Source organism: Vibrio sp. S17_S38, from assembly GCF_014694375.1.
In the GTDB taxonomy this organism is placed as follows: Bacteria; Pseudomonadota; Gammaproteobacteria; order Enterobacterales; family Vibrionaceae; genus Vibrio.
Window position 1 is genome coordinate 130,423 of record NZ_JAAUWW010000009.1, and the last position, 21,133, is coordinate 151,555.

Annotated in this window: 25 protein-coding genes; 9 read left to right on the forward strand and 16 right to left on the reverse strand. The window is 38.5% G+C overall.

Annotated features, from left to right (window positions below):
• Positions 1–5: 5 nt before the first annotated feature.
• From HC725_RS09075 to flgB, 15 genes are read right to left on the reverse strand one after another with little or no spacing between them, the layout of a single operon-like run.
• Positions 6–1,025, reverse strand: coding sequence for a FliG C-terminal domain-containing protein (locus HC725_RS09075; RefSeq protein ID WP_190331492.1), 1,020 nt, complete (start codon positions 1,023–1,025; stop codon positions 6–8).
• The gene (gene fliF / locus HC725_RS09080) at positions 1,018–2,685 is read right to left on the reverse strand and encodes a flagellar basal-body MS-ring/collar protein FliF (protein ID WP_238928466.1); all 1,668 of its coding nucleotides are present in this window, start codon (positions 2,683–2,685) and stop codon (positions 1,018–1,020) included. Before fliF ends, HC725_RS09075 begins: the two co-directional genes overlap by 8 nt.
• 14 nt (positions 2,686–2,699) lie before the next feature.
• Positions 2,700–3,032: a flagellar hook-basal body complex protein FliE gene (locus tag HC725_RS09085; protein WP_190331493.1), complete on the reverse strand. Its 333-nt coding sequence runs from the start codon at positions 3,030–3,032 to the stop codon at positions 2,700–2,702.
• Between the two features lie 18 nt (positions 3,033–3,050).
• Positions 3,051–3,905, reverse strand: coding sequence for an OmpA family protein (locus tag HC725_RS09090; protein ID WP_190331494.1), 855 nt, complete (start codon positions 3,903–3,905; stop codon positions 3,051–3,053).
• 9 nt (positions 3,906–3,914) lie between these two features.
• Positions 3,915–4,799 (reverse strand): flagellin N-terminal helical domain-containing protein, encoded by an 885-nt coding sequence (locus tag HC725_RS09095; protein WP_190331495.1) that lies wholly within the window; start codon positions 4,797–4,799, stop codon positions 3,915–3,917.
• 9 nt (positions 4,800–4,808) lie between these two features.
• Positions 4,809–6,182, reverse strand: coding sequence for a flagellar hook-associated protein FlgK (gene flgK / locus HC725_RS09100; protein ID WP_190331496.1), 1,374 nt, complete (start codon positions 6,180–6,182; stop codon positions 4,809–4,811).
• A 9-nt stretch (positions 6,183–6,191) separates the two neighbouring features.
• Entirely contained in the window at positions 6,192–6,923 is a 732-nt protein-coding gene (locus HC725_RS09105; RefSeq protein WP_190331497.1) for a rod-binding protein, read from the reverse strand.
• Positions 6,923–8,074 (reverse strand): flagellar basal body P-ring protein FlgI, encoded by a 1,152-nt coding sequence (locus HC725_RS09110; RefSeq protein WP_190331498.1) that lies wholly within the window; start codon positions 8,072–8,074, stop codon positions 6,923–6,925. Before HC725_RS09110 ends, HC725_RS09105 begins: the two co-directional genes overlap by 1 nt.
• Positions 8,074–8,772, reverse strand: a complete 699-nt coding sequence (flgH, locus tag HC725_RS09115; RefSeq protein ID WP_190331499.1) for a flagellar basal body L-ring protein FlgH — start codon at positions 8,770–8,772, stop codon at positions 8,074–8,076. Before flgH ends, HC725_RS09110 begins: the two co-directional genes overlap by 1 nt.
• Positions 8,773–8,775: 3 nt before the next feature.
• Entirely contained in the window at positions 8,776–9,561 is a 786-nt protein-coding gene (gene flgG / locus HC725_RS09120) for a flagellar basal-body rod protein FlgG (RefSeq protein ID WP_190331500.1), read from the reverse strand.
• Between the two features lie 9 nt (positions 9,562–9,570).
• Entirely contained in the window at positions 9,571–10,299 is a 729-nt protein-coding gene (locus tag HC725_RS09125) for a flagellar basal body rod protein FlgF (protein ID WP_190331501.1), read from the reverse strand.
• An 8-nt stretch (positions 10,300–10,307) separates the two neighbouring features.
• The gene (gene flgE / locus HC725_RS09130) at positions 10,308–11,507 is read right to left on the reverse strand and encodes a flagellar hook protein FlgE (protein ID WP_190331502.1); all 1,200 of its coding nucleotides are present in this window, start codon (positions 11,505–11,507) and stop codon (positions 10,308–10,310) included.
• 11 nt (positions 11,508–11,518) lie between these two features.
• Positions 11,519–12,187 (reverse strand): flagellar hook capping FlgD N-terminal domain-containing protein, encoded by a 669-nt coding sequence (locus HC725_RS09135; protein WP_194687913.1) that lies wholly within the window; start codon positions 12,185–12,187, stop codon positions 11,519–11,521.
• A 2-nt stretch (positions 12,188–12,189) separates the two neighbouring features.
• Entirely contained in the window at positions 12,190–12,615 is a 426-nt protein-coding gene (gene flgC, locus HC725_RS09140) for a flagellar basal body rod protein FlgC (protein ID WP_190331503.1), read from the reverse strand.
• A 23-nt stretch (positions 12,616–12,638) separates the two neighbouring features.
• Positions 12,639–12,989: a flagellar basal body rod protein FlgB gene (gene flgB, locus HC725_RS09145; protein WP_190331504.1), complete on the reverse strand. Its 351-nt coding sequence runs from the start codon at positions 12,987–12,989 to the stop codon at positions 12,639–12,641.
• Between the two features lie 227 nt (positions 12,990–13,216).
• Here flgB and HC725_RS09150 point away from each other — a divergent pair, with 227 nt between their 5' ends.
• Genes HC725_RS09150 through flhB form a run of 6 tightly spaced genes read left to right on the forward strand, consistent with a single transcriptional unit; the run spans position 13,217 to position 17,327 of the window.
• Positions 13,217–13,969, forward strand: coding sequence for a hypothetical protein (locus HC725_RS09150; protein ID WP_190331505.1), 753 nt, complete (start codon positions 13,217–13,219; stop codon positions 13,967–13,969).
• A gap of 13 nt (positions 13,970–13,982) precedes the next feature.
• The gene (locus HC725_RS09155) at positions 13,983–14,423 is read left to right on the forward strand and encodes a FliM/FliN family flagellar motor switch protein (protein WP_190331506.1); all 441 of its coding nucleotides are present in this window, start codon (positions 13,983–13,985) and stop codon (positions 14,421–14,423) included.
• A 7-nt stretch (positions 14,424–14,430) separates the two neighbouring features.
• A complete protein-coding gene (fliP, locus tag HC725_RS09160) occupies positions 14,431–15,168 on the forward strand; it encodes a flagellar type III secretion system pore protein FliP (protein ID WP_190331507.1) in 738 nt (245 codons plus the stop codon).
• Positions 15,169–15,438 (forward strand): flagellar biosynthesis protein FliQ, encoded by a 270-nt coding sequence (gene fliQ, locus HC725_RS09165; protein ID WP_190331508.1) that lies wholly within the window; start codon positions 15,169–15,171, stop codon positions 15,436–15,438.
• Positions 15,439–16,215: a flagellar biosynthetic protein FliR gene (fliR, locus tag HC725_RS09170; RefSeq protein WP_190331509.1), complete on the forward strand. Its 777-nt coding sequence runs from the start codon at positions 15,439–15,441 to the stop codon at positions 16,213–16,215. It abuts the gene before it with no gap.
• A complete protein-coding gene (gene flhB, locus HC725_RS09175; RefSeq protein ID WP_194687914.1) occupies positions 16,212–17,327 on the forward strand; it encodes a flagellar biosynthesis protein FlhB in 1,116 nt (371 codons plus the stop codon). Before fliR ends, flhB begins: the two co-directional genes overlap by 4 nt.
• A 51-nt stretch (positions 17,328–17,378) precedes the next feature.
• Here the strand turns inward: flhB and HC725_RS09180 are convergent, their stop codons facing one another.
• Entirely contained in the window at positions 17,379–18,341 is a 963-nt protein-coding gene (locus tag HC725_RS09180; protein WP_190331510.1) for a hypothetical protein, read from the reverse strand.
• 648 nt (positions 18,342–18,989) lie between these two features.
• Here HC725_RS09180 and HC725_RS09185 point away from each other — a divergent pair.
• The 3 genes from HC725_RS09185 (at position 18,990) to HC725_RS09195 (ending at position 21,046) form a co-directional block, all read left to right on the forward strand.
• On the forward strand, positions 18,990–19,409 hold the full coding sequence (locus tag HC725_RS09185) for an H-NS family histone-like protein (protein WP_190331511.1): 420 nt from the start codon (positions 18,990–18,992) through the stop codon (positions 19,407–19,409).
• 325 nt (positions 19,410–19,734) lie between these two features.
• A complete protein-coding gene (locus HC725_RS09190) occupies positions 19,735–20,082 on the forward strand; it encodes a hypothetical protein (protein WP_190331512.1) in 348 nt (115 codons plus the stop codon).
• 202 nt (positions 20,083–20,284) lie between these two features.
• Positions 20,285–21,046, forward strand: a complete 762-nt coding sequence (locus HC725_RS09195; protein ID WP_190331513.1) for a CSS-motif domain-containing protein — start codon at positions 20,285–20,287, stop codon at positions 21,044–21,046.
• Positions 21,047–21,133: the final 87 nt, after the last annotated feature.

Below are 21,133 nucleotides of genomic sequence, written 5' to 3' on the forward strand. Positions count from 1 at the left end.
TACCCTTACGTCAATTTCACTTCAGTGCCAAACGACAGCTCAATCACACCATCATCACGCAACATTCTCACGATTTGTAAAATGTCATTTCTGGCATCATCAACATGTGATTTAGGTACAGAGCCAAGCATTTCCATCTGATCTTTAAGATCGGTTGCCACACGTGATGCGTAGGTTTTAATCACAATATTTTTAGTATCATCATCTAAACCTTTTAATGCGAATGCCCATTGCTGGATATCAACCACACTATTAATTGATTCAATGGTTTTAACGTCTTGCGAGAAAATAATAAAGAAATCAAATAAAGCATCTTCCAGATCTTGTGCTCGCTGTGGGTTTTTGTCTTTCATGTAGTTAAATAGCAAGCCTTTATCGCCTCGGTAGCGGTTAATAATATCCGCGGCGATCTTCGTGCCATTAATACTTTGAACGCCACCAGCTTCATAAGTGGATTTACATTGATCGACTAATTCTTTCAGTGATTGCGTGACGCCACTAGACAGAACCTGATTTCCAGAAATTTGTAAGATAATTTCACGACAGGATTCATCGTCAAATTCAGCCAAAACAATTTGTGCATAGTCCATCGGTAAGTGTGCAATAAGAAGCGCTTGCATCGAAACATGTTCTTTTTTCAATGAACTCACTAGAACATCAGCAGGAACCCAAGCCAAAGGTTCAGCGTACACTCTTAATTCATCGCCATAGAGTTCCGCGACTAAATCTTTACCATAATTACCATTGAGCGTTTTATGCAATACATTAGAGACATACTCTCGGCTACCACCCAAAATGCCTGAGTGTGACTTAAAAGCATTAAAGAAACCGACCAAAGTACTTAAGGCATGTTCATCTTTAATATCTTTCAATTCACTCATCGATTTAGAGATTTGTTTAATCTGAGTTTGATTAAAATTGCGCAATACTTTAGAGCCAACTTCTTCCCCCATCGCGAGCACCAACAAGGCAACATCATTGATTGAGCGCAGCTCTTGGTTTCTATCCTCTAAATTGTTATTCATTGCTGTTTTTCTCCATCATCCAGGTTTTCAGAATTTCACTAACCCGATTAGGATCTTTATCTGCAATCATTCGTAAGTGTTGAATTTGAACATCCAAAGCACTATCTGGTGATGGTAATTCAGTATCAAAATTTGAGTTATTTATAACCGATGGTAATTTTTTATCTTGTTCAACATCAATATCAAGATCGCTCATGCCTTGTAGGTTTTGATCCGATTTATTGTGTTCATTCGTGATGGTTCGAACTAAAGGTCGCAGTACAAATATCACTAATAACAACGAGATCAACGCAATAAACAAGTAACGCCCGATAGTCTGGTAACTTGGGTTTTCATACCATGCATATTGATTTGAAACCAATCCCGTAGCCGCAATAAATGGCATACTGGTGACGTTAATCACATCACCACGCGCAGTATCAAATCCAACCGCCGTTTTCACAATATTGGTCACGCTGTCTAGCTGTGCTTGAGTCCAACCACCATCAGCGGCAGAGGCTTGGTTGAGTACAACCGAGACATTCAGTTTTTCAATGACCCCTTGTTGATGTTGAGTTTTGATCACTTTTCCGCGCACCGCATAATCACGATTGGTTTCGTTACGAGTTTTTTCGTTGGTTGGACTGGTGGGTGCAGCCTCTCCCGTCACTGGCGGTGAATTACTTAACGAACCAGGAATACCGAGAGCAAGATCGGAGTTATTAGTATCCAGTAAGGTTCGTTCTTTACGCATAACAGGATTGGAATAAAGCTCCTCTGTTTCTTCTACTTTAGAGAAATCCATATCCGATGATACTTGCACCCTAAAGTTCGACAGACCCAATACTGGAGTAAGCATATCCGATGCTTGTTTCACTAAGCCTTGCTCAGTTTTATGCTTAAAATCGGTTTGTTTAGTGCTGGAGTAAGCAATATCACCCGCATTCAAATCTGATGATAATAATCGACCAAACTGGTCAATCACTCTAACGTTTTCCACTTTTAACCCGATCACTGCGCCCGCAACAATATTGATAATTGCATCGACTTGGTTCGGCTTAAGATCCATGCCATTAATAATATTGGCCACAACCGAGGCTCTCGCTTGTTCCGAATCTTTACGTTTAAACAAGGATTCTTTAGGAATAGCTAAATGTACACGCGCGGCATTGACCGCATCAATTGTCACGATACTGCGAGCAAGCTCACCTTCAAGTGCATGACGATATTTAGCCGTTTCCATAAACTGACTTTCACCAACACTAGAATTCGCAGTCAATGAGTCAAAACCACTTGGTAGACGTTCTTTGAGTCCTTTTGCTGCTAACACCATACGAATACGGGCCACTTCATCATGTGGCACCATAATCACGCCGGAATCCTGACTCAATTCGTATTTGATATTTTCAGCATCCAGCATCTGTAATACTTGGCTGGAATCAAAATTAGTATTTTTACTATAAAGAGGACGATATTCGGTACCAGCCCCCCACAACATAAGCACTATGATGATGGCGACCGCCGATGAAAAGACCAGCATAATGCCAAAATTACGGCTCGACTTTGACCAAAAAGATTTTAAAGAATTCGCTGAAGTAGAGACTTTACTAAGACTGCTGATCACTTTTTCTTTTCGTGACGGTTCTGATGAGGCATTTCCGACCAATGAAGTGCTAGACATGATTCTGTCCCTTATTAAACCGGCATTTTGAAGATATCATTAAAATTACTCACCATCTTATTTCTAACTTGCATCAACATATCAAACGACAGCGAGGCTTTTTGATTGGCAATTGTCGCACCAATAAGGTCATCACTTTGGCCTAACTCAACAGCGGTTACTCTATTTGAGGAATCTGCTTGCAGAGCATTAACAGAAGAAAGAACAGAAGACATACCTTCTGAAATATTCAAATAATTTGGTGTAGCATCACTTGCTTTCACCGTGTCATTTTTCAGAATTGCATTATAGTTATCTAGCTTATTAACAATGGAATTTTCCAAAGTACCAATCGCATTAAATTCCATTTAAAATCCTGATATAAATTATTTATTACTGATTTTTATAAGTCTAATCTCGACTCTTCTATTTCGTTCTCTGCCATTTTTGGTAGCATTTGAATAAATAGGATTGCGAGAACCTTGCCCTGTAACTCTTATCATATCTTTTTTTACACCATTTAGAACCATGGCATAAGCTACTTCTGACGCTCTTTTCTTAGAAAGCTTAAGATTTGTGATGTCGCCACCGATATTATCAGTATAGCCATCAATGTAAACCTTACTTATATCATTATCTTTTTTAATAAGATCGCTAATATTAGACACCAAAATTTTCTGATTAGAAGACAGATTTATTTGACCATTTACAAAAGTAATATTAGTTAAATGCGCATCATCAAAACCAATATTAGGTAAATTGGCGATACATTTATCAAATTCAATGGTCTTTTTGTTAATCCCAGTAGACGGGAAGACCACCTCTTGATTATTACCTTGATAAGTCATCCACCAGCCAGATTTGAAGGCTTGATAAAGATCATGAGAATGTAAGCTGGTAACAAGTCGCCCATTATCATTATTGGTAGGTAAATCAGTCAAAACCTGTTGAGAGACAACAGAAGCCTGATGAAACCAAACCGGATGATTAACACTCACGTTTGTTTGTAGACCTAATCTAGTAATATTACGACCCGTAAGCACCATAGTGAGTGACTTACCGGCTTGTTGCTCAAAACTTAACGCAAAACCTTTTCCGGCATGATTACTACCGATAAAACAATAATCCGGTTTTTCCTTTACTGTCCACACCACTTCATCAAATGGAATGGTGACGGCTTGAACACTCATAGTAAGGATTGCCGCGACCATACCAACCATATACTTGTATTTCATCATCATCTGCTAGCCTTACAGTAAATCGAATAACGAATTACCTTGGATCATTGTGAAAGCTTTTTGCGTAGTTTGCAGCGCCACTAAATGTTGATTTAAACGGATATTGGCATCGGCAACATCTAAAGCAGTCAGATTATCTTTCATTGCTTGAGTGAAAGTACTGACATCCTTATTTGTCCCCGAAATTCGTTCAACACTGCTGTATTGGCTACCAATGTTAGAAATGCCTTTTTGCAAATTCCCGATAGCGTCTTGATTGCTGTTTAACGCTGTATCTAAAGTGGCGATAAAATTAGGCGATTCCGTTTCAAGCTCTCCAATAGCTTTGGTTAAATCATTTAAAAAATCGAGATTACCAAGGGCATCTTCCACGGTGAAATTACTGCTCACTTTTTGCCCTTCACCAATAGTTGACTCTCTTTGCAGATTGTTCCCTATGATGGTGTAGTCACTACCAGCAGTCACGGCAGGTTTATCAACCGCAGTACCCGAGAAAATATAAGATCCATTTTCTTGTTTGTTTAAAATCGTCACCATTTCTTCTTGTAACGATTTAAGCTCACTGACTACCCCTAAACGACTTTCATCATCCAACGTGCCATTTTTACCCGTAAGAAGCAGTTTATTGATTTCGTTACCGATATCTTGCATTGAGTTCATATAAGTCTCATAACGCTGATAATTTGACATCACATTTTCAGCATTACTGTTGTATTTCTCATTAAGAGCAAGGTGTTTATTCAAGTTCTCGACTTTCACTGACGCTAAAGGATCATCAGAAAAATGATTAATTCTAAGACTGCTACCCAGTTGCTCAGTCACTTTATTTAACTTGATACTGTTATTCATCAAGCTTTGAGATATCACAGATGAATAATTAGAATCAGAAACTCTCATAATAACTCCCTAAAATGCGTTAAGTACGGTATCGAACATATCTTTGGCGGTTGAAATAACTTTCATATTGGCGGAGTAAGCATTCATGTACTGCATTAAATTCACCGCTTCTTCATCTGAATTAATACCACTTAAATTACTTTTAGCAGTTTTGGCTTCACTTTGATTCGTCATAGAAGTGGTGTAGTGACTTTCTGATAATTTAGCATTCAAACCAACCCCTCCAATAACTTGAGAGTATGCATCAAACAAAGTGCTACTCTCCCCTCCAATCGAAAGCGCTTCATTCGCAAGTGATGAAATATTCGTCGCAATATCGCCATTACCAATATTGCCATCCGAAGAAAGCCCTAACTCTTCCCCTAAAATATCTGTCACCTTTAAACTACCAGCGGGATCATTAGCATCAAATTCAAACAAAGCTTTACCTGCATTTCCGTTTAAATCGACACCAGTGCCAAGTAACTCATTTACCTTGGTAGCAAAAGATTCAGCAATATTATTTATTGACTCAATATTGGGTAGTATTTCCCCTTGGATCAGATCGTTAATTGATCCAAGCTGCCCACCAATATCCCCCGATAGAGAACTACTCATGCCCATAAATTCAGAACTAATACTGGTCCCAAACGAGCTGCTTTTATCTGAGGTATCAGTCAAAGTGGCGTAATTATCATTTTGAACCAAAGGAGAGCCAGTTGAGGTGGAAAGTTCAACCGTACCATTGGCATTACGTAATACATTGACCTGCATTTTTTCAGATAATGTATTTAATTGTGTATCTAATGCATCTTGCAGCGCAGCAATATTGCCGCCACTTGATGAGGTCTCTAATATTTTTTTGTTTAAATTCGCGATAGAAGCCAAATCACTATTAGCCTGAGTGACTATGGTTGAATGTTGTCCGTACAAACCGGTTTGCTGATCATTAAGCTGACTGATAATTTGGTTAAATCGCCCCGCAATATCACTAGCTGAATTCAAAATTTGGCTACGATAAACCGGTGATTCTGGCGTAAGGCTGGCTTCATCAAACGTTGAGAAAAAAGTGGATAGGCCATCGGTGAGATTTAACCCTTCGGTACCAAACGTGTTTTCGACTCCTGCCATACCGTAATAATAGGTTTCGCTGTACGATTTTTCTTGCCCAGAAATGCGGACTCTCTCAACCAATGCAGCATCAGTTACACGACGAATCGAATCTACGCCGACCCCGCTTCCTAATGAAAAATTGCCGACATGGACTCCATTAATGCGGGCCGACATATCCGTCACTTGGCGTGTGTAGTTTTCATTATTCACATTAGCGGTATTGTTTGCCGTCACATTCATCGCAATTTTATTTGCCATTGCCCCTGATAAACCTATGTTGAACATCGACATAATGAGTTCCTATCTATTAATTTTTGATAATTGTTTATAGAGCATATCCGCCAACCCAATACCGCCATTATTCGTCATGCTGATCGCCATTTTGTTATCCAGCATATCTTGGAATGGATCGTCTTTTTTAATATGAGAGAGAGGATTATCTTCATCGGAAATAGCCGCAGTGGCGGTTCTCATTCCTTTGATCATCTGCTGAACAAATAAGGCTTCAAACTGCGCTGACGCTTTTCGCAAACTTGCTTCCTTATCTCCTGAATATTTCAACGAATCCATATCTTTAGTGTCCAAATAGAATTCACTTTTATTTGCTTGATCCGGCAGAGTTGAGGTATTCGCGGCGTATAAATTCAATGCTGCTGTATTATTTCGAATGGGATTATTTTGAACTGGATCTTGCAGCATAAAATCTGGGATAGAAGCAGGAGCAACAGTTTGCTGACGTACTTCAGCACTGAGTGTAGTGATATTGGCAGGAGTACTCTCTAAACCAAACATCGCGAGTGATAAATCGCCGGTTGGCAAAGTGCTATTTGCCTTCATTGGACTGGTATCACTCGACGTAGAATGTTGCGCCAATATATTTTTAAATGACGGCGACTCTACATGGGCGCCACGATTAGAAATGGACTCGGTATAGATTGGTCCAACAGGGCTATGACCATTGGCTTTCACCACAGTAAACGCGGTTGTTTCACCAGGTTGAGTAACGTTTAGGATTGACTGAATCATTGTCATTAGATAACCACCAACTCACCGTTTAACGCGCCCACTTCATCTAGTGCTTGCAAAATACTCATTAATTCATCAGGCGTTGCGCCAACACGGTTAATAGCATCCACCACTTCTTGAAGGTTAGTACCTGCGGGCCAAATCATGGTGTTCGAGGTTTTTTGATCAATATTTAATTTAGAGTCTTGAATGACCTTAGTATCACCTGATTGATTAAAGCCGCCAATACTATTGGGTTGAGAGACATATTGATCTTCTTGAATTGTGACTGTAATGCCGCCTTGCGAAACGGCTGCCTCCGAGACTGTCACATTAGAGCTCATGACCACAGTGCCAGTACGAGAATTTAAAATAATCCGTGGCGCTTCTTTACCCTCATCAATATCAAGCATTTCAATCATGCTCATAAACATAACGCGGTCTTCGGTATCTTTTGGACCGCTGACTTGCACTTCACCTTTGCTCATTGCCTTAGCAACACCATCACCAAAGGTGGTATTAATGGATTTAGAAATATTCAACGCCGTCTTATAATTAGGTTTCTTAAGCTGTAGCTTAATCACATGATCAGAATTGGTTTCTTGGTAGACTTCTCGTTCTAACGTTGCACCATTAGGAATACGTCCAGCAGTCGGGGTGTTTTGTGTAATGCTCGACCCATCAGCGCCCGTGTAATTATAACCACCGACAATCACGTTACCTTGCGCAACCGCGTACACATTGCCATCCACACCTTTCAACTGTGTCAGCAACAACGTGCCACCTCGTAAGCTTTTAGCATCCCCAAGTGAAGCAACGGTAACGTCCAATTGCTGGCCTGTACCTGCATGTGAGTTGACGGTAGCAATCACGCTCACCGCCGCCACGTTTTTCAATTTTGGATTGGATTTTTCGCCTAACTGTACCCCAAATTGCTCAACCATATTACGCACCGATTGTGAGGTGAATTTCACTTGGCTTTTATCGCCAGACCCATCTAACCCGACCACTAAACCATAACCAATAAGTTGGTTGGTACGATCGCCATATACATTAGTGATATCACGAATTGGCGTGGCATATGAATGGATTGAAAATAAAATCGCAACAAATGAGATAAGATAAACTATTGTCGGATTGCCTGATTTAGCACTGAAAGTACGATTAAATAAAGTCATTAGAATGGGAACCATGGGCTGTTAAACATTTGAGTGAGCCAGCCAGATTTATTACTGTCGGCGAATGCACCACGACCTGCATAAGTAATGCGCGCATCGGCAATTCGTTGGCTACTAAGCATATTATTCGAATCAATATCTTCTACTCGAACGTTACCTGTTAAACGAATAAACTCATCGCCATTATTCAGCTTGAGCCATTTCTCACCCCGTACCCGAAGCACACCATTTGGCAATACGTCGTAGACCGTAACTGTAATAGAACCACTTAAACTATTGCCCTGCTTAGCGTTCGCACTGCCATTAAAATCACGTGAAGCATTCGCATCTGCCGCAAATTTATCAATAGTATTCGCGCCAAAAGTAGGTGCCGAAACTGACAAAGATGAATCCTTACCATATTTCGTTGATGCATTTTTATCGCTACTGGTTTTCTCATCTAAAACCACGGTGAGAATATCGCCAATTTTATAGGCACGGCGATCTTGAAATAAAGTCATGGAAGAAGATCCGGTATAAAGACTTCCTTGTGAAACTCTTTCTACTTCATAGTTTAATTCTGGTGGTGCGTACGCCGCATCATCCGGTTGTGGTGGAATGAAATCGTCACCACGCCCCGCACAACCAGCTAAAACACCCACTAAAATAATGATTAAGAATTTGTCTATTTTCACGATATCTCTTCCATTTGCTCTCATTGATTACGCTTGCTGTGCGATGTATTGCAACATTTCATCTGACGCGCTCAATACTTTGGCATTCATCTCATAACCACGTTGGGTTTGGATCATTTCCACCATGCTTTCAACCACTTGAACATTACTTCCTTCCAACGCACCTTGCTTAATAACTCCAACGCCTTCTTCACCCGGTGTTAATTCTAGCGCTTCGCCTGATGCATCGGTTTCTGCAAGTAAGTTACCGCCTAATGCTGACAGCCCTGCCGGATTCATGAATTTAACCAAGGTCAACTGACCAAGATTCTCACCATCAACTTGCCCTGCAACCGTCGCGGTCACCATGCCGTCTTCACTGATAGACACCAGCGTGGCGTTATCGGGAACCGTAATTTCAGGCTGAATGATGTAACCTTGGTTATTCACTAAGTTGCCATCTGAATTCACTTGCATTTGCCCATTTCGGGTATACAAGGTTTCACCATCTGGCCCCGCAACTTGAAAGAAACCATCACCAAGAATAGCTAAGTCGTATTGCTGATCCGTATTATTAATGCTGCCTTGAGTAAACACTTTTTGCGTACCTGAAATACGTACGCCATTACCAAGCTGCATACCTGTTGGATGTTGATTCAAATCAGCGGTTTCCGTTCCTGCTTGCTTTTCAATGGAATAAAAAAGAGATTCAAAAATCACGGTATCTTTCTTAAAACCAACAGTATTGACGTTTGCCAAATTGTTTGAGATAGCCGTCATTTTTGCATCTTGAGCGGCCATGCCTGTCTTCGCAATTGAGAGTGCGTTATGCATTGTTAATCCTTAACTTTGAATGATTTTATTGCCGATCTTTGAAATTTCATTGGCAGCCGCCATAACTTTGACTTGCATTTCATATTGGCGACTTAATGACATGATGCTAACCAACTCTTCTGTACCCGATACGTTACTGGACTCTAAAAAACCAGTTTTTATCGTCACATCTTCCGCCATCGGCAAATTTTGCCCAGAAGTTGAAACAAATTGTCCACTGCGATCAAGCGTCATCGTTTTCACATCTGGATTAACCAATTTAAGTTGATCAACCGCTAATGACGCACCACCACCGACAGGAATAATACTGACAAAACCATCATCTGAAATTTGTACTTTTTGATTCTCTGGTACTTGAATTGGGCCATTCTCACCCACAACAGCATAAGCACCGCGCATCAGGTTTCCTTCAGAATCGAGAGCAAAATCCCCTGCTCTGGTGTAGATCTCTTTGCCGTCTTCACCTTGAAGAGTAAAAAAACCACTGCCCGTGATCACAACGTCAAGATCGCGCTGAGTATTCACATTGGTGCCTTCTTGAAAGTTGTTGGTGGCAGAGTTGGTGCGAGTCGTCACCGATGATTGAAATCCTGAACCACCCACAGCCATTGGTGATGAATATTCCATTAAGGATTTAAACCCAACGGTATTGGTATGTGCCAAGTTGTTCGCTCTCACATCTTGTGCGTACATAACACGTTCCGCACCTTTTGCCGCAGTGAATAAAATCGGATTCATTTAATCACCTACATCGCTTGGAATAATGCTTGAGTGAGCTGCGAATCGGTTGAAATCGCTTTGGTATTGGCCTGATAGTTACGTTGCGCCGTCATCATGCTCACAAGCGATTGAGTCAGATCTACATTCGAGGACTCCAATGAGCCCGAACTAAGATCCCCAAACGAACCAGTACCTGCCGTACCAATGATCGGCACACCTGATCCAAAAGATTGAACCCATGAGGTGTTGTTGGTTTGTTGCAGTTCAGAAGGTGCTGCAAAGTTAGCCAATACGACTTGCCCTTGCAGCTGAGTTTGACCGTTTGAGTAGTTAGCATAAATGCTGCCATCGGCTTCTACGCGCATATCAACATAATCACCAGAGGTATAGCCATCAGGGTTATTAGTTGAAACGACAAAGTTATTACCAAATTGAGTGACACCATCCAGCTTCATGGTGATGTTCAAATCTTCTGCTCCAGATACAGGCGTGTTCACGGTATAAGTATTACCCGACGTCAACTTGCCTGATGGATCGAAAGTCATGCTGTTCGATGGGGTCATAGGCAAAGTTGCGTCACCATCCACCACTGCGTAGACATCCCATTGGGTATCCGAAGACTTCACAAAATATTGAGTAACCGTATGCGGGTTACCTAATGAATCGTAAGCTGGAGTCGTATAAGAATTGGTATAAGTCTCTGAGTTCGTAGGATCAAAAGGAGTTGCCGCGCTATCAATAACATCAGAACGAGCATCTAGATTGGCAACAAACTCAGCATTGGTGGTGGCCTTCGCTGCTTGAGCTTGTGTGCTGATTTTAATAGGACCGACGGTACCTTGCTGCAGCTTATTGTCGCCATCTACCGAATAGCCTTGCAACTTAGCATTCGAATTACTGACCACATAACCGTTGGAATCCATGTTAAAAATGCCATTTCGAGTATAAGAAGTTTGCCCTTTACCATCTTCAACCACAAAGAAACCCGATCCCGACAACGCCATATCTAAAGCGCGGCCGGTACCTGAAATTTGTCCATTTGAGTCAAAGTTTTGAGACATCCCAACCACTTCAACCCCATTGGATTGACCGCCACTGTATACGCTTGAGAATTCGGTTCGACTTTCTTTAAAACCGGTGGTGCTCACATTAGCAATGTTGTTAGAAATGGTATTGAGCTCTTTACTTGAAGCATTCAAACCACTTAATGAAATATTGAGAGACATTGAATTTATCCTTATGAAAATGAACTAATTTCGTAGTAAGGCACTTCGCCTACACCTTGAACATTCAGTATTGTTGAACCACCGTTAGACGGTACGGTCACACGATTAATCTGGCCATTAACGGTTGTTGTCGGCGAATAACCTTGCTCTTCATCAACATCCACGCTAATGCTGTACTCACCTTTTAAACCAAGCTTTTCAGTATCTAAGCTAAAATCCACTTTTCCTTTTGCATTAGCTCCTAATGAAATGGTTTGTTCATTGCCTTTCGAATCAGTAATCACAAGATTCACGACATTGCTATTAGCCGATAAATCAATCGAACCATTAATCACAGATTCACCGTCAGCATTAATGGTGTCAGTACGAACCGAAACATTCTGATTAACTAAAGTAGAAGTACTGAGTACTTGTAAATTATCTAGAAGCACTTGGTTGTTCTGAGTCAATTTGACCAGGTTTTCACTGCTTTCCACTTGAGAAAACTGTGCCAATTGCGACACAAATTCAGTGCCATCCTGAGGTTCAAGGGGATTCTGATTATTAATTTGAGCCATCATTAAGGTTAAAAATTGATTCTGAAGTGAACTTGCGCTGTTATCTTCTTGCGCTTTCACTCCAGTTGAAGGCGATTGAATGTTGGCTGATGAATCTGCGCCCATAACGGTTGATGTGATCATGATTAGATATCCCAGACTTGTAATAGAGATTGTTGCATTGATTTAACCGAGCCAAATACCGAAGCGCTAGCCTCAAAGCTACGCGTTGCAGACATCATGTCGGCCATTTCAGATACAGGGTTAATTCCTGAGTAATACACCATGCCATCCTGACCAGCTAAAGGATTATCCGGCTCATATTTAGATTCCATCTTCGAATCAACTGAAATGACATCGGCAATTTTCACAGGAACGACCCCCTGACTCTTACCATCGGCTGCAAATTGATTGTAAACGGCAGAAAATACCGGTTTTAATGGTTTATAGACTTCATTGGGATTACCCGAAACTGAGTCCGCATTAGCTAAGTTACTCGAGATCGTATTTAAACGAATCGTTTGAGCGCTCATGGCTGATCCTGCGGTTTCATAAATTCCTGAAAATGACATGTCTCATCCTTAATAATGGTGTTTTAACGTCCATCTATCGCTTTTTTTAGACCGCTTATTCTCGATTTGAGAAATTGAAGACTCTGTTGATATTGCATCGAGTTTTCGGCAAATATGGCTTGTTCATGCTGCAACTCAACGGTATTGCCATCTCTTGAACGCTGAGTTGGTATACGGTATTGACTTTGTGTCTCTATAGCTGGACGACTGCTTTCTTGAGATACCGAATTCATCACAGCATTAAAAGAAATATCTTTTGCTTTGTAATTAGGAGTATCAACATTGGCTATATTGGATGCAATGACCTCTGTCCTTTCAGTCCGATATTTCAGCATCATCGGTGTAACGCCCAATGCTTCATCTAAATTTATCACAAAAAAACCTCAACTACTTTCAAAAAAACATAAATTAATTACCATAACTACATTTTTATAACTAAATTTTATTTCAATTATATGATACAGAATTAACTTTGCATTTTTAAATTTAAAAAAATCAATATTTTCATTTAATATGGTCATGTAGTGTGTCTATAATGCCAACTAAGTCACATTAATAATAAGAAAGTGACCAGCTTAACAATAAGAAAGTGGAGTGACTTATGCGTGACGTGGATTTAACGGAGCTTGGTGATACAAGACCAATAACAAAGAGGCTTTTAAGTGAGTTAGTCTTGAAGCAACTTCATCACCATCGTGCTAATTTCGCTCAGTTATACACGATTAATCAGGATGAGATACAGATCGAACCAACAGAGTGTGAATCCGTCCCAGAGTATAGCGTGACGATGACAGAATTAGGTATTGGCACTGTTCAAGTTCAAGTCAGCGTCGAGACATTAAATGTTTTATTTTCTAAATTTATGGGCTTTGATACTTTTATAAAATCAGAAATAATAACCCAATCACACATAAAGTTATTCGATAAAATAATCATCACACTTATTGATTCATTAATGAGCAGTGAAGCTGAAAATGTCACTGATATACATGATTTCAAACCTCACTCAACGTCATCTTTTTCTTTGCAGTTTGGAGGCATTGATTGTCAGTTTAATATTTGCATGGATGAAAATTATAGTGACTATTTGTTGGATAAATTTGGCTATATAAAAGAGTTTTCATCCACTGAGATCCATAGATTAATTCAAAAAATAAATGTAGAAACATCAGTGGTGCTGTCGGAGAAACAGACACACCTACAAATGGTGAAAGACATTCAAGTTGGCGATACTCTTTCATTTTCTAAAAAAGGGTGGGTTTCGTTTCAAGTTGAATCTGTTGAAATTAACAAAGCTAAAATTTCAACTAATGAAGACCAAATTTTGTCACTCACACATTCCACTTCATATTAAGGTTCACGAAAACATGGACACAGAAATCGAAAATAAAGAGTTGGACTCTGATCTTAATTTAGATTCTTTAAACTCAGATTTTATAGAAGAATCAGATTTGATGAGCGACTTTGACTTAGAGACAGGCGATATTCAACTAGACAACTCACCATTAGATGAAGATAACTTTGATCCAGATATGCTTGAACAACATTTAACAAGCCGCGACAGCACTACATCTTTAGGTCTGCTGAGCACCATTCCTGTGACAATGACGGTTGAGATTAGTCAAAAACAATTACCCATTGAAGATCTAATGAACTTTGAACAAGGGCAAATTATTACCTTAGATAAAAGCCTAGGTGAACCTGTCGATCTTCGAGTAAATGGCGTGTTATTTGCTACAGGTCAAATTGTTGAATCGGATGGAAAATATGGCGTGAAGGTATTAAGCCTTGCAACCAATAATCTATAGGCCAACGATGGTTAAGTTATTTCTTTTTCTATTGGCTATCTCTTTTCCAGCTTTCGCTATTGCTGATGACTCCTTGAGCATTTTATCTGTCAATACCACGCCTAGTGGCAGTGAATATTCCGTTAAGCTACAAATTCTCATCTTGATGACGGCACTCAGTTTTATTCCTGCCTTCATCATCATGTGCACATCGTTTACTCGAATTATTATTGTTCTTTCTATTCTTCGACAGGCCATTGGTTTACAGCAGTCCCCCCCAAATCAAGTATTGGTTGGGTTAGCATTAATCTTTACTATCTTAATAATGCGCCCTGTTTGGACTGATATTTACGACAATGCCTACCAACCTTATGCCAACGGAGAAAAAACGCTACAAGAAGCCATGGCCATAGGTGAAAAACCACTACGCAAATATATGTTGAATCAAACCCAGACCAAAACTCTTGAACAAGTCACATCTATTGCCGGGCTTGATAAAGTTCAAGATTCAGAAATTCCATTCCTTGTTCTATTACCAGCCTATGTATTAAGTGAATTAAAAGCGGCATTCCAAATTGGCTTGATGATTTATCTCCCTTTTATTGTTATCGATTTAGTCGTTGCATCAGTTTTAATGTCAATGGGGATGATGATGCTTTCTCCACTGATCGTGTCACTGCCATTTAAGCTGTTAATATTTGTTCTTGTTGATGGCTGGGGCATGCTAATGGGAAGCCTAGCACAAAGCTTTTGGGTGGGAACATAAATGGGGCCAGATGCTGCTATTACCATTGTTGGGCAAGCAATTTATCTTGTTTTGATTATTGTTACAGCTCTGATCGCCCCCAGTTTAATACTTGGTTTGTTAGTAGCAATTTTTCAAGCTGTTACCCAAATCAATGAACAAACTCTGAGTTTTCTCCCTAAGTTATTAGCTACTTTGCTCACTATTATTGTCTTTGGTAATTGGATAATAATGGAGCTAACCACATTCTTTAATTTGGTCTTTGATGCGATACCCACGGTTACTCAATAAATGGAACTCTCATTTAGTGAAATCACGCAGTTTCTAGGCCATGTCTGGTGGCCATTTATGCGTTTTACCGGTTTTTTTATGGTCGCTCCAATATTCAGTGATAAAGCAATCCCCATGCAAGTTCGTGTAATGCTCGCTTTTATCCTAGGTTTAATTTGTTCATCATTATCGGGCCACGTCCCTGCTTTTAATCCCTTTTCTTTTACCACCATTTTATTCAGCGGTTATCAAATACTATTTGGTTGGATATTGGGTTATTGCGTCACCCTTTTTATGACTATTTTCACTATGGCAGGACAAGCACTATCGATGCAAATGGGGTTAGGCATGGCGATTATGAACGACCCTTCTAACGGGGTAAATGAAGCTATCGTCGCTAAAATATTTTCCATCACGTCTATCTTTTTATTTTTGTCACTTGATGCCCACTTGGTTGTAATAAGTGTAATGGCTGATAGTTTTACGTTCTGGCCACTTAATAGCCCCATTCCAGTGGCTGGATTAGAGCATGTAGTAAAAATGGTTACATGGTTATTTTCAAGCTCCTTGATTATCTCTATTCCCGCGATGGTTGTTATGTTAATAAGCAATACTGTATTTGGGTTTATGACAAAAGCCGCTCCTCAGCTCAATATCTTTGCTCTCGGTTTTCCATTAACCATGTTGCTTGGAGTAGTAGCCCTCACAATATCAATCAAAGGTATTGGCGATACCTATTTTAATTTAACCATGCAGTTAAAGGACCACCTTTATTACATAATGGGATTGTCATTATGAGTTCTGAAAAAACTGAAAATGCCAGTATTCAAAAGCTTAATAAAGCCCGAAAAAAAGGGGATATCCCTAGAGCGAAAGAATTCATTACCGCCATTGCTTTAATATCATGCGTACTTTATTACTCCATGATTATTCCCAGTATATTTGAAGCAATCAAAGATATGTTCATACAGGCTTATAGCTTTAATCGATCTCAGCTAGGGCAGCCAAAACTTCAAGTCGAACTAATTGGCCATGCTATGTACTTACTCATGAAGCTATTTGCCCCTCTACTATGTTTAAAATTCCTTGCAGTCATAGCCGGAAGTACAATATTGGGTGGATTCTCCGTCAATTTTTCCAAACTCGCACCGAAATTTAGCAAAATAAATCCTGGGGCTGGTATTAAACGTATTTTTTCAAAGAATACTCTTTTCGAATTTTTAAAAAACGTCTTAAAAGTCAGTATATTTTTTGCAATCCTCTACTACACCATTATTGACAACATTGATGTCATTAGCCCTCTCGTTCGATCGACATTAGATTCCGTAATGGTGGTATCAGGTCACATCATGGTGACACTAACGCTGATGCTTGTAGCGGTCATTGTCATCTTTGGCTTAATCGACTTACCCTACCAAAAGCTTCAATTTATGAAACAGATGAAAATGAGTAAGCAAGAACTAAAAGATGAATATAAGGAGTCAGAAGGCGATCCGCAAACAAAGGGAAGAATGAAACAGATTCAGATGCAAATGTCTAAAAATGCAGCGACAAAAACCGTACCAACGGCGGATGTTATTTTAATGAACCCAACTCATTATGCGGTGGCATTAAAATATGATTTAACTAAAGCTGAAGCGCCGTTTTTAGTGGCAAAAGGAGAGGATTCTGTTGCATTTTATATCAAAAATATTGCCGATAAAAACGACATTGAAGTGATCATTATTCCTGAATTAGCTCGCTCTATTTTCCATACAACTAAAATAAATCAAATGATACCCAGTCAACTCTATACTGCTGTTGCTCAAGTACTACACTATGTCAATCAACTAAAATCATTCCGGAATGGTCATGGAATGAAGCCCAACACTCTCCCACGATTTACTATTCCTGAAAAATTAAAGTACTAATTAAATGTAAAACTTTCTATGTATTGGGGGTCTATTTCGAATAAGAGAATTCTAATTAATGAGGGTATTGGAATAAACAGTATGTAATGCTTTCAACCCAATAAATACATCGGTAGCATCACCATAAATGAAGTTCACATTTAACTTATTCGTATATTCATGTTCTTCCATTGCTCTAACTGAACTGCCATGAATGACTACCGGTAACAAAAGAAAAACATCAGAAAAAGAAACAGGCTTAGTGATAATAGAGAGTTGAAAAGGCTGGCCAGATTCTAATTTAAGACGAGTATCATGAATAAATGACTGATAATTACCTTGAGAATACAGAGCTTGTAAGTTTGTTTCCCCAACATCAGATAACGCGATAATCACATTTTTTTCAGCCAGTAAAAAAGCCGAGATCCACTGAGTCAAGTACAAGCCTGATTGAACATATTCATAATCAGTTAATGGATAAGCATTCAAAGCTTGTTGAGCTTTGATGATTTGTTGATATCGAGAAAGCAACCTTTCGATGCCCTGCTCGCTCGAGATAGATCGTACATCACAATATTTAGGAAATATTGGAATGGGCTTTACTGAGTTTAAAATATACTCTCGACCTTGTTCAATCAATTCAATCGAATAGGTACTGATATTCATTATCCCATTTAGATCTGTATCATTTAAAATCCGGATATTAATATGAACATGCATTAATACTTGCTTAGCATCCATCAAGGTTTCTTCAAGCTTCTTCCAGTCTTGTGCCTTATATGTATCTACATCACTGAAAAAGTCAGGTTCAGTCACTAAATCAACTTCACTATTTGGCGAATGCTTCAAAACTGTTGTCAGAACATGAAAAAATCGCTCGACCTTATCATCATTAATGTTGTGTTGCTTGCCTCGTTCACCAGAAAAAAATGAATGAATATCAAAGATGCCATTATTCTTTGAAATAGGTTCAACCAGTCTGAGTTTATGGCTTGGATTTTGATACAAATCGAGCGGTTCAACTTTACTATTCATAATTACCTAATTAACACAAATGTCACAACTGGACTTAATTACCAGCAAATACACTACATATTAGCATCATAGTATTACTAAAAAGATGTCGAATAAACCTAAAACTTAGTAAATTCCATAGTTTTAAATTAATCAGCGTAAAAGTGTGATCGACAAGTTATTTTCGCGAAAGAAATAAGCTTAATAGATGAAAAGTAATGGCATTTTAATAAGTAGATTTATGAAAAATTAGTGACACTATGTTTTCTATGCTACACCACTAAACCTTCCAGTAATCAGCATATAACATGAAATCCTTACCATAGATGTCATTCAGTAGATTATTCTCAATCACTTTTGTTTACATATGTTAGAACTAGATTGAATTGTATTTTAATTGGAAAGTTGTAAAATATATGTAACCAAAGGGATAATTATTTGTTCTCAACTCATCAATGAACCGTATAAATATCAAGATTAAAATTATAGATTTAAGAATAAAGTAAAGGTCTATAAAAAGTAGCATAGGACATTTAATCCTTTTCATTACCATAACAATTGAAATGTCATAAAAAGTAATAATTCATTTCATATTAGTAGTAATGGAAAGTTAAAACTCGATTTAACTTGAAGTATGTGAATGATAAATTGATTATGGGAGCATAAATTATGACTACAATCGTTGATGTGAAGACCATTCTTTTAGATACCCGCCGCTTACGTGGGTATGCTCGCCATGAAATGACAGTTAACGAACTTAAAGCTGCGTATGAACGATTAGGCCACATCCTTTCAGAGCGTATAAAAGAAGAAGATGAATTGGCCAAAGCAGCCAAGCAACATGAAGAAAATGTAAAAGAAGTGGCTAAAATATTACTCGATAAAGGTGTCGGACTAGACGAAGTCATGGCCGCAATGCAATCACCAGATGTAAAATACTCTGGTGATTCTGAAAAACCTAAACGAGTCCCTAAATATGAATATTTTGTTAATGGTAAGCGTAAAACTTGGACAGGACAAGGGCGTATGCCATCTGTAATACAAAATGAATTAGACAAAGGCATCAAGCTAGACTCTTTTAAAGTCTAACTATTATTCACTTACTGCTTTTTTAAATGCTCGCCTTACGCGAGCATTTTTGTAAGTATTTTCTGAAAAATTCGCAGAAAATCTAATTTCTTACCTTCAACGTCAACAATTAACTACATTTATCTAAAATTAAGACCTATTATTAATATTGATGCAAATATAGTTCTTATGCTAGGTATACAATTTTAGATTCAGATCACTCCAGTCTATTTTTTTATCGCTCGTTAACCCCATAATATAAGCACTTATTGTGTGGTTAAATGTTATAATGCCAATACCTGAACTAGTACTCTATCGCTATTCATATGATTGTTAGGATATATACGTGTTTTTACAGAAATTATTAGCGTATTGCATAAAAGAAAAGATCAGCATAAATATGGTGGTCATGATCGATGCGGTAGGTATCAATGGACTCACCTATATTCAACTTTGTGAACGTTATAACATGGAGTTCACACCTAAAAATGTGGCAAAATTATGTGACATTATCGGCCGAACGCCCGAATATTTTATCCGAACATCAAAAGCTGATTTTTTAAAAGAGAAAGGTATTATTTGGGATGCCAACATTTCAAAAAAACCACCTACTTTCGTATACTTATCAGAAAGTGGTATCGATCTCTACACCAAGATACAAAATGTAATTGAAGAAAATAAAGGTAAAAATTAGCTTACAACCTTCCTAAATACTCTAAATAAATAAGAAGTTACGTAAAAACTTATTAATTACATCAATATTGACATAATTAATATTTATCAGAAAAACAAATGCGCTACACTTCACTATTCTCACGAAAAATGTTGGCAAATTAATGTGTTACCGTTCAAAAACACTCATGCCATATACTTTAAGGTAAGTGGAGCTTTTTTATATGGCTGTCTTTCAATCTAGTCCATTTTTGCGGCTAAAACTTCTTCATTGCAGCATCATTTTTATTCTTGTTTTTAGTCTTGGGATAGCGGCACTGACAATTCAGTCTGCATATAATTACCGTACTAACACGCTAGATCGTATGCAACTAGCTATCAATGTACTTGATGGGCAGATTGAACGAGCGCAGTCTGCCGTTAATACATTACTGAATACTGCGACAGATAATTGCTCTGAATCCTTGCCAAAAATTTTATCTGTATTAGTAGAAAAACCCAGCATTCAAACTATTAGCATAGTTAAAGATAATCAGACAATTTGCTCATCTTACCCTCAACTTATTGGCAATAAAATTACATCTTCTGATTTGACTGACATTAGCTTATTTTCTTCTCGCTACGTAGCCCCTGGCAGAACTATCATTATAGTTAAAGGACAGAATGATAAAATAAGCATCACCGCAACTTTGCATGGCTTTAATTTTTTAGGTGTCATTAGCCTACTGGAAGAAAAAACACCGTTTCATGTTTATACAAAACAAGGCTGGATAAACAATAACGGAATACTCACTACCGAAATAAATCACGATACATTGCGCCTAAGTTCTTCTCAGTTTCCATTTTCCATTAGTACCAATATTAATTATTCTACTTTTACGATAGATAATATCTATGCTAACCCTTTACTCGTAATACTGTTAGCACTCGGAGCATTAATATCCTCTTTTTATTATTTCATCTATCAAGATGTCAACACCAGTTGAAATCTGATCCACTTTTTTAAAAATTCACCGTTTTAATATTGATCCACTTATTTGCTCAGCTATTGCTAATTTCTAATATTCCAGCTT

Excerpts from the sequence above, each read along its gene's own strand:
- fliP (WP_190331507.1), top strand. The coding sequence starts at position 14,431 with ATGGTTAAGTTATTTCTTTTTCTATTGGCTATCTCTTTTCCAGCTTTC.
- HC725_RS09095 (WP_190331495.1), bottom strand. The coding sequence starts at position 4,799 with ATGAGAGTTTCTGATTCTAATTATTCATCTGTGATATCTCAAAGCTTG.
- HC725_RS09155 (WP_190331506.1), top strand. The coding sequence starts at position 13,983 with ATGGACACAGAAATCGAAAATAAAGAGTTGGACTCTGATCTTAATTTA.
- flgE (WP_190331502.1), bottom strand. The coding sequence starts at position 11,507 with ATGTCTCTCAATATTTCATTAAGTGGTTTGAATGCTTCAAGTAAAGAG.
- flgG (WP_190331500.1), bottom strand. The coding sequence starts at position 9,561 with ATGCATAACGCACTCTCAATTGCGAAGACAGGCATGGCCGCTCAAGAT.
- HC725_RS09085 (WP_190331493.1), bottom strand. The coding sequence starts at position 3,032 with ATGGAATTTAATGCGATTGGTACTTTGGAAAATTCCATTGTTAATAAG.
- HC725_RS09105 (WP_190331497.1), bottom strand. The coding sequence starts at position 6,923 with ATGACAATGATTCAGTCAATCCTAAACGTTACTCAACCTGGTGAAACA.
- HC725_RS09075 (WP_190331492.1), bottom strand. The coding sequence starts at position 1,025 with ATGAATAACAATTTAGAGGATAGAAACCAAGAGCTGCGCTCAATCAAT.
- flgH (WP_190331499.1), bottom strand. The coding sequence starts at position 8,772 with ATGAGAGCAAATGGAAGAGATATCGTGAAAATAGACAAATTCTTAATC.
- HC725_RS09180 (WP_190331510.1), bottom strand. The coding sequence starts at position 18,341 with ATGAATAGTAAAGTTGAACCGCTCGATTTGTATCAAAATCCAAGCCAT.
- flgC (WP_190331503.1), bottom strand. The coding sequence starts at position 12,615 with ATGTCATTTTCAGGAATTTATGAAACCGCAGGATCAGCCATGAGCGCT.
- fliQ (WP_190331508.1), top strand. The coding sequence starts at position 15,169 with ATGGGGCCAGATGCTGCTATTACCATTGTTGGGCAAGCAATTTATCTT.
- HC725_RS09185 (WP_190331511.1), top strand. The coding sequence starts at position 18,990 with ATGACTACAATCGTTGATGTGAAGACCATTCTTTTAGATACCCGCCGC.
- HC725_RS09150 (WP_190331505.1), top strand. The coding sequence starts at position 13,217 with ATGCGTGACGTGGATTTAACGGAGCTTGGTGATACAAGACCAATAACA.
- flgK (WP_190331496.1), bottom strand. The coding sequence starts at position 6,182 with ATGTCGATGTTCAACATAGGTTTATCAGGGGCAATGGCAAATAAAATT.
- HC725_RS09110 (WP_190331498.1), bottom strand. The coding sequence starts at position 8,074 with ATGACTTTATTTAATCGTACTTTCAGTGCTAAATCAGGCAATCCGACA.
- HC725_RS09125 (WP_190331501.1), bottom strand. The coding sequence starts at position 10,299 with ATGAATCCGATTTTATTCACTGCGGCAAAAGGTGCGGAACGTGTTATG.
- fliR (WP_190331509.1), top strand. The coding sequence starts at position 15,439 with ATGGAACTCTCATTTAGTGAAATCACGCAGTTTCTAGGCCATGTCTGG.
- flhB (WP_194687914.1), top strand. The coding sequence starts at position 16,212 with ATGAGTTCTGAAAAAACTGAAAATGCCAGTATTCAAAAGCTTAATAAA.
- HC725_RS09135 (WP_194687913.1), bottom strand. The coding sequence starts at position 12,187 with ATGATCACATCAACCGTTATGGGCGCAGATTCATCAGCCAACATTCAA.
- HC725_RS09195 (WP_190331513.1), top strand. The coding sequence starts at position 20,285 with ATGGCTGTCTTTCAATCTAGTCCATTTTTGCGGCTAAAACTTCTTCAT.
- HC725_RS09090 (WP_190331494.1), bottom strand. The coding sequence starts at position 3,905 with ATGATGATGAAATACAAGTATATGGTTGGTATGGTCGCGGCAATCCTT.
- fliF (WP_238928466.1), bottom strand. The coding sequence starts at position 2,685 with ATGTCTAGCACTTCATTGGTCGGAAATGCCTCATCAGAACCGTCACGA.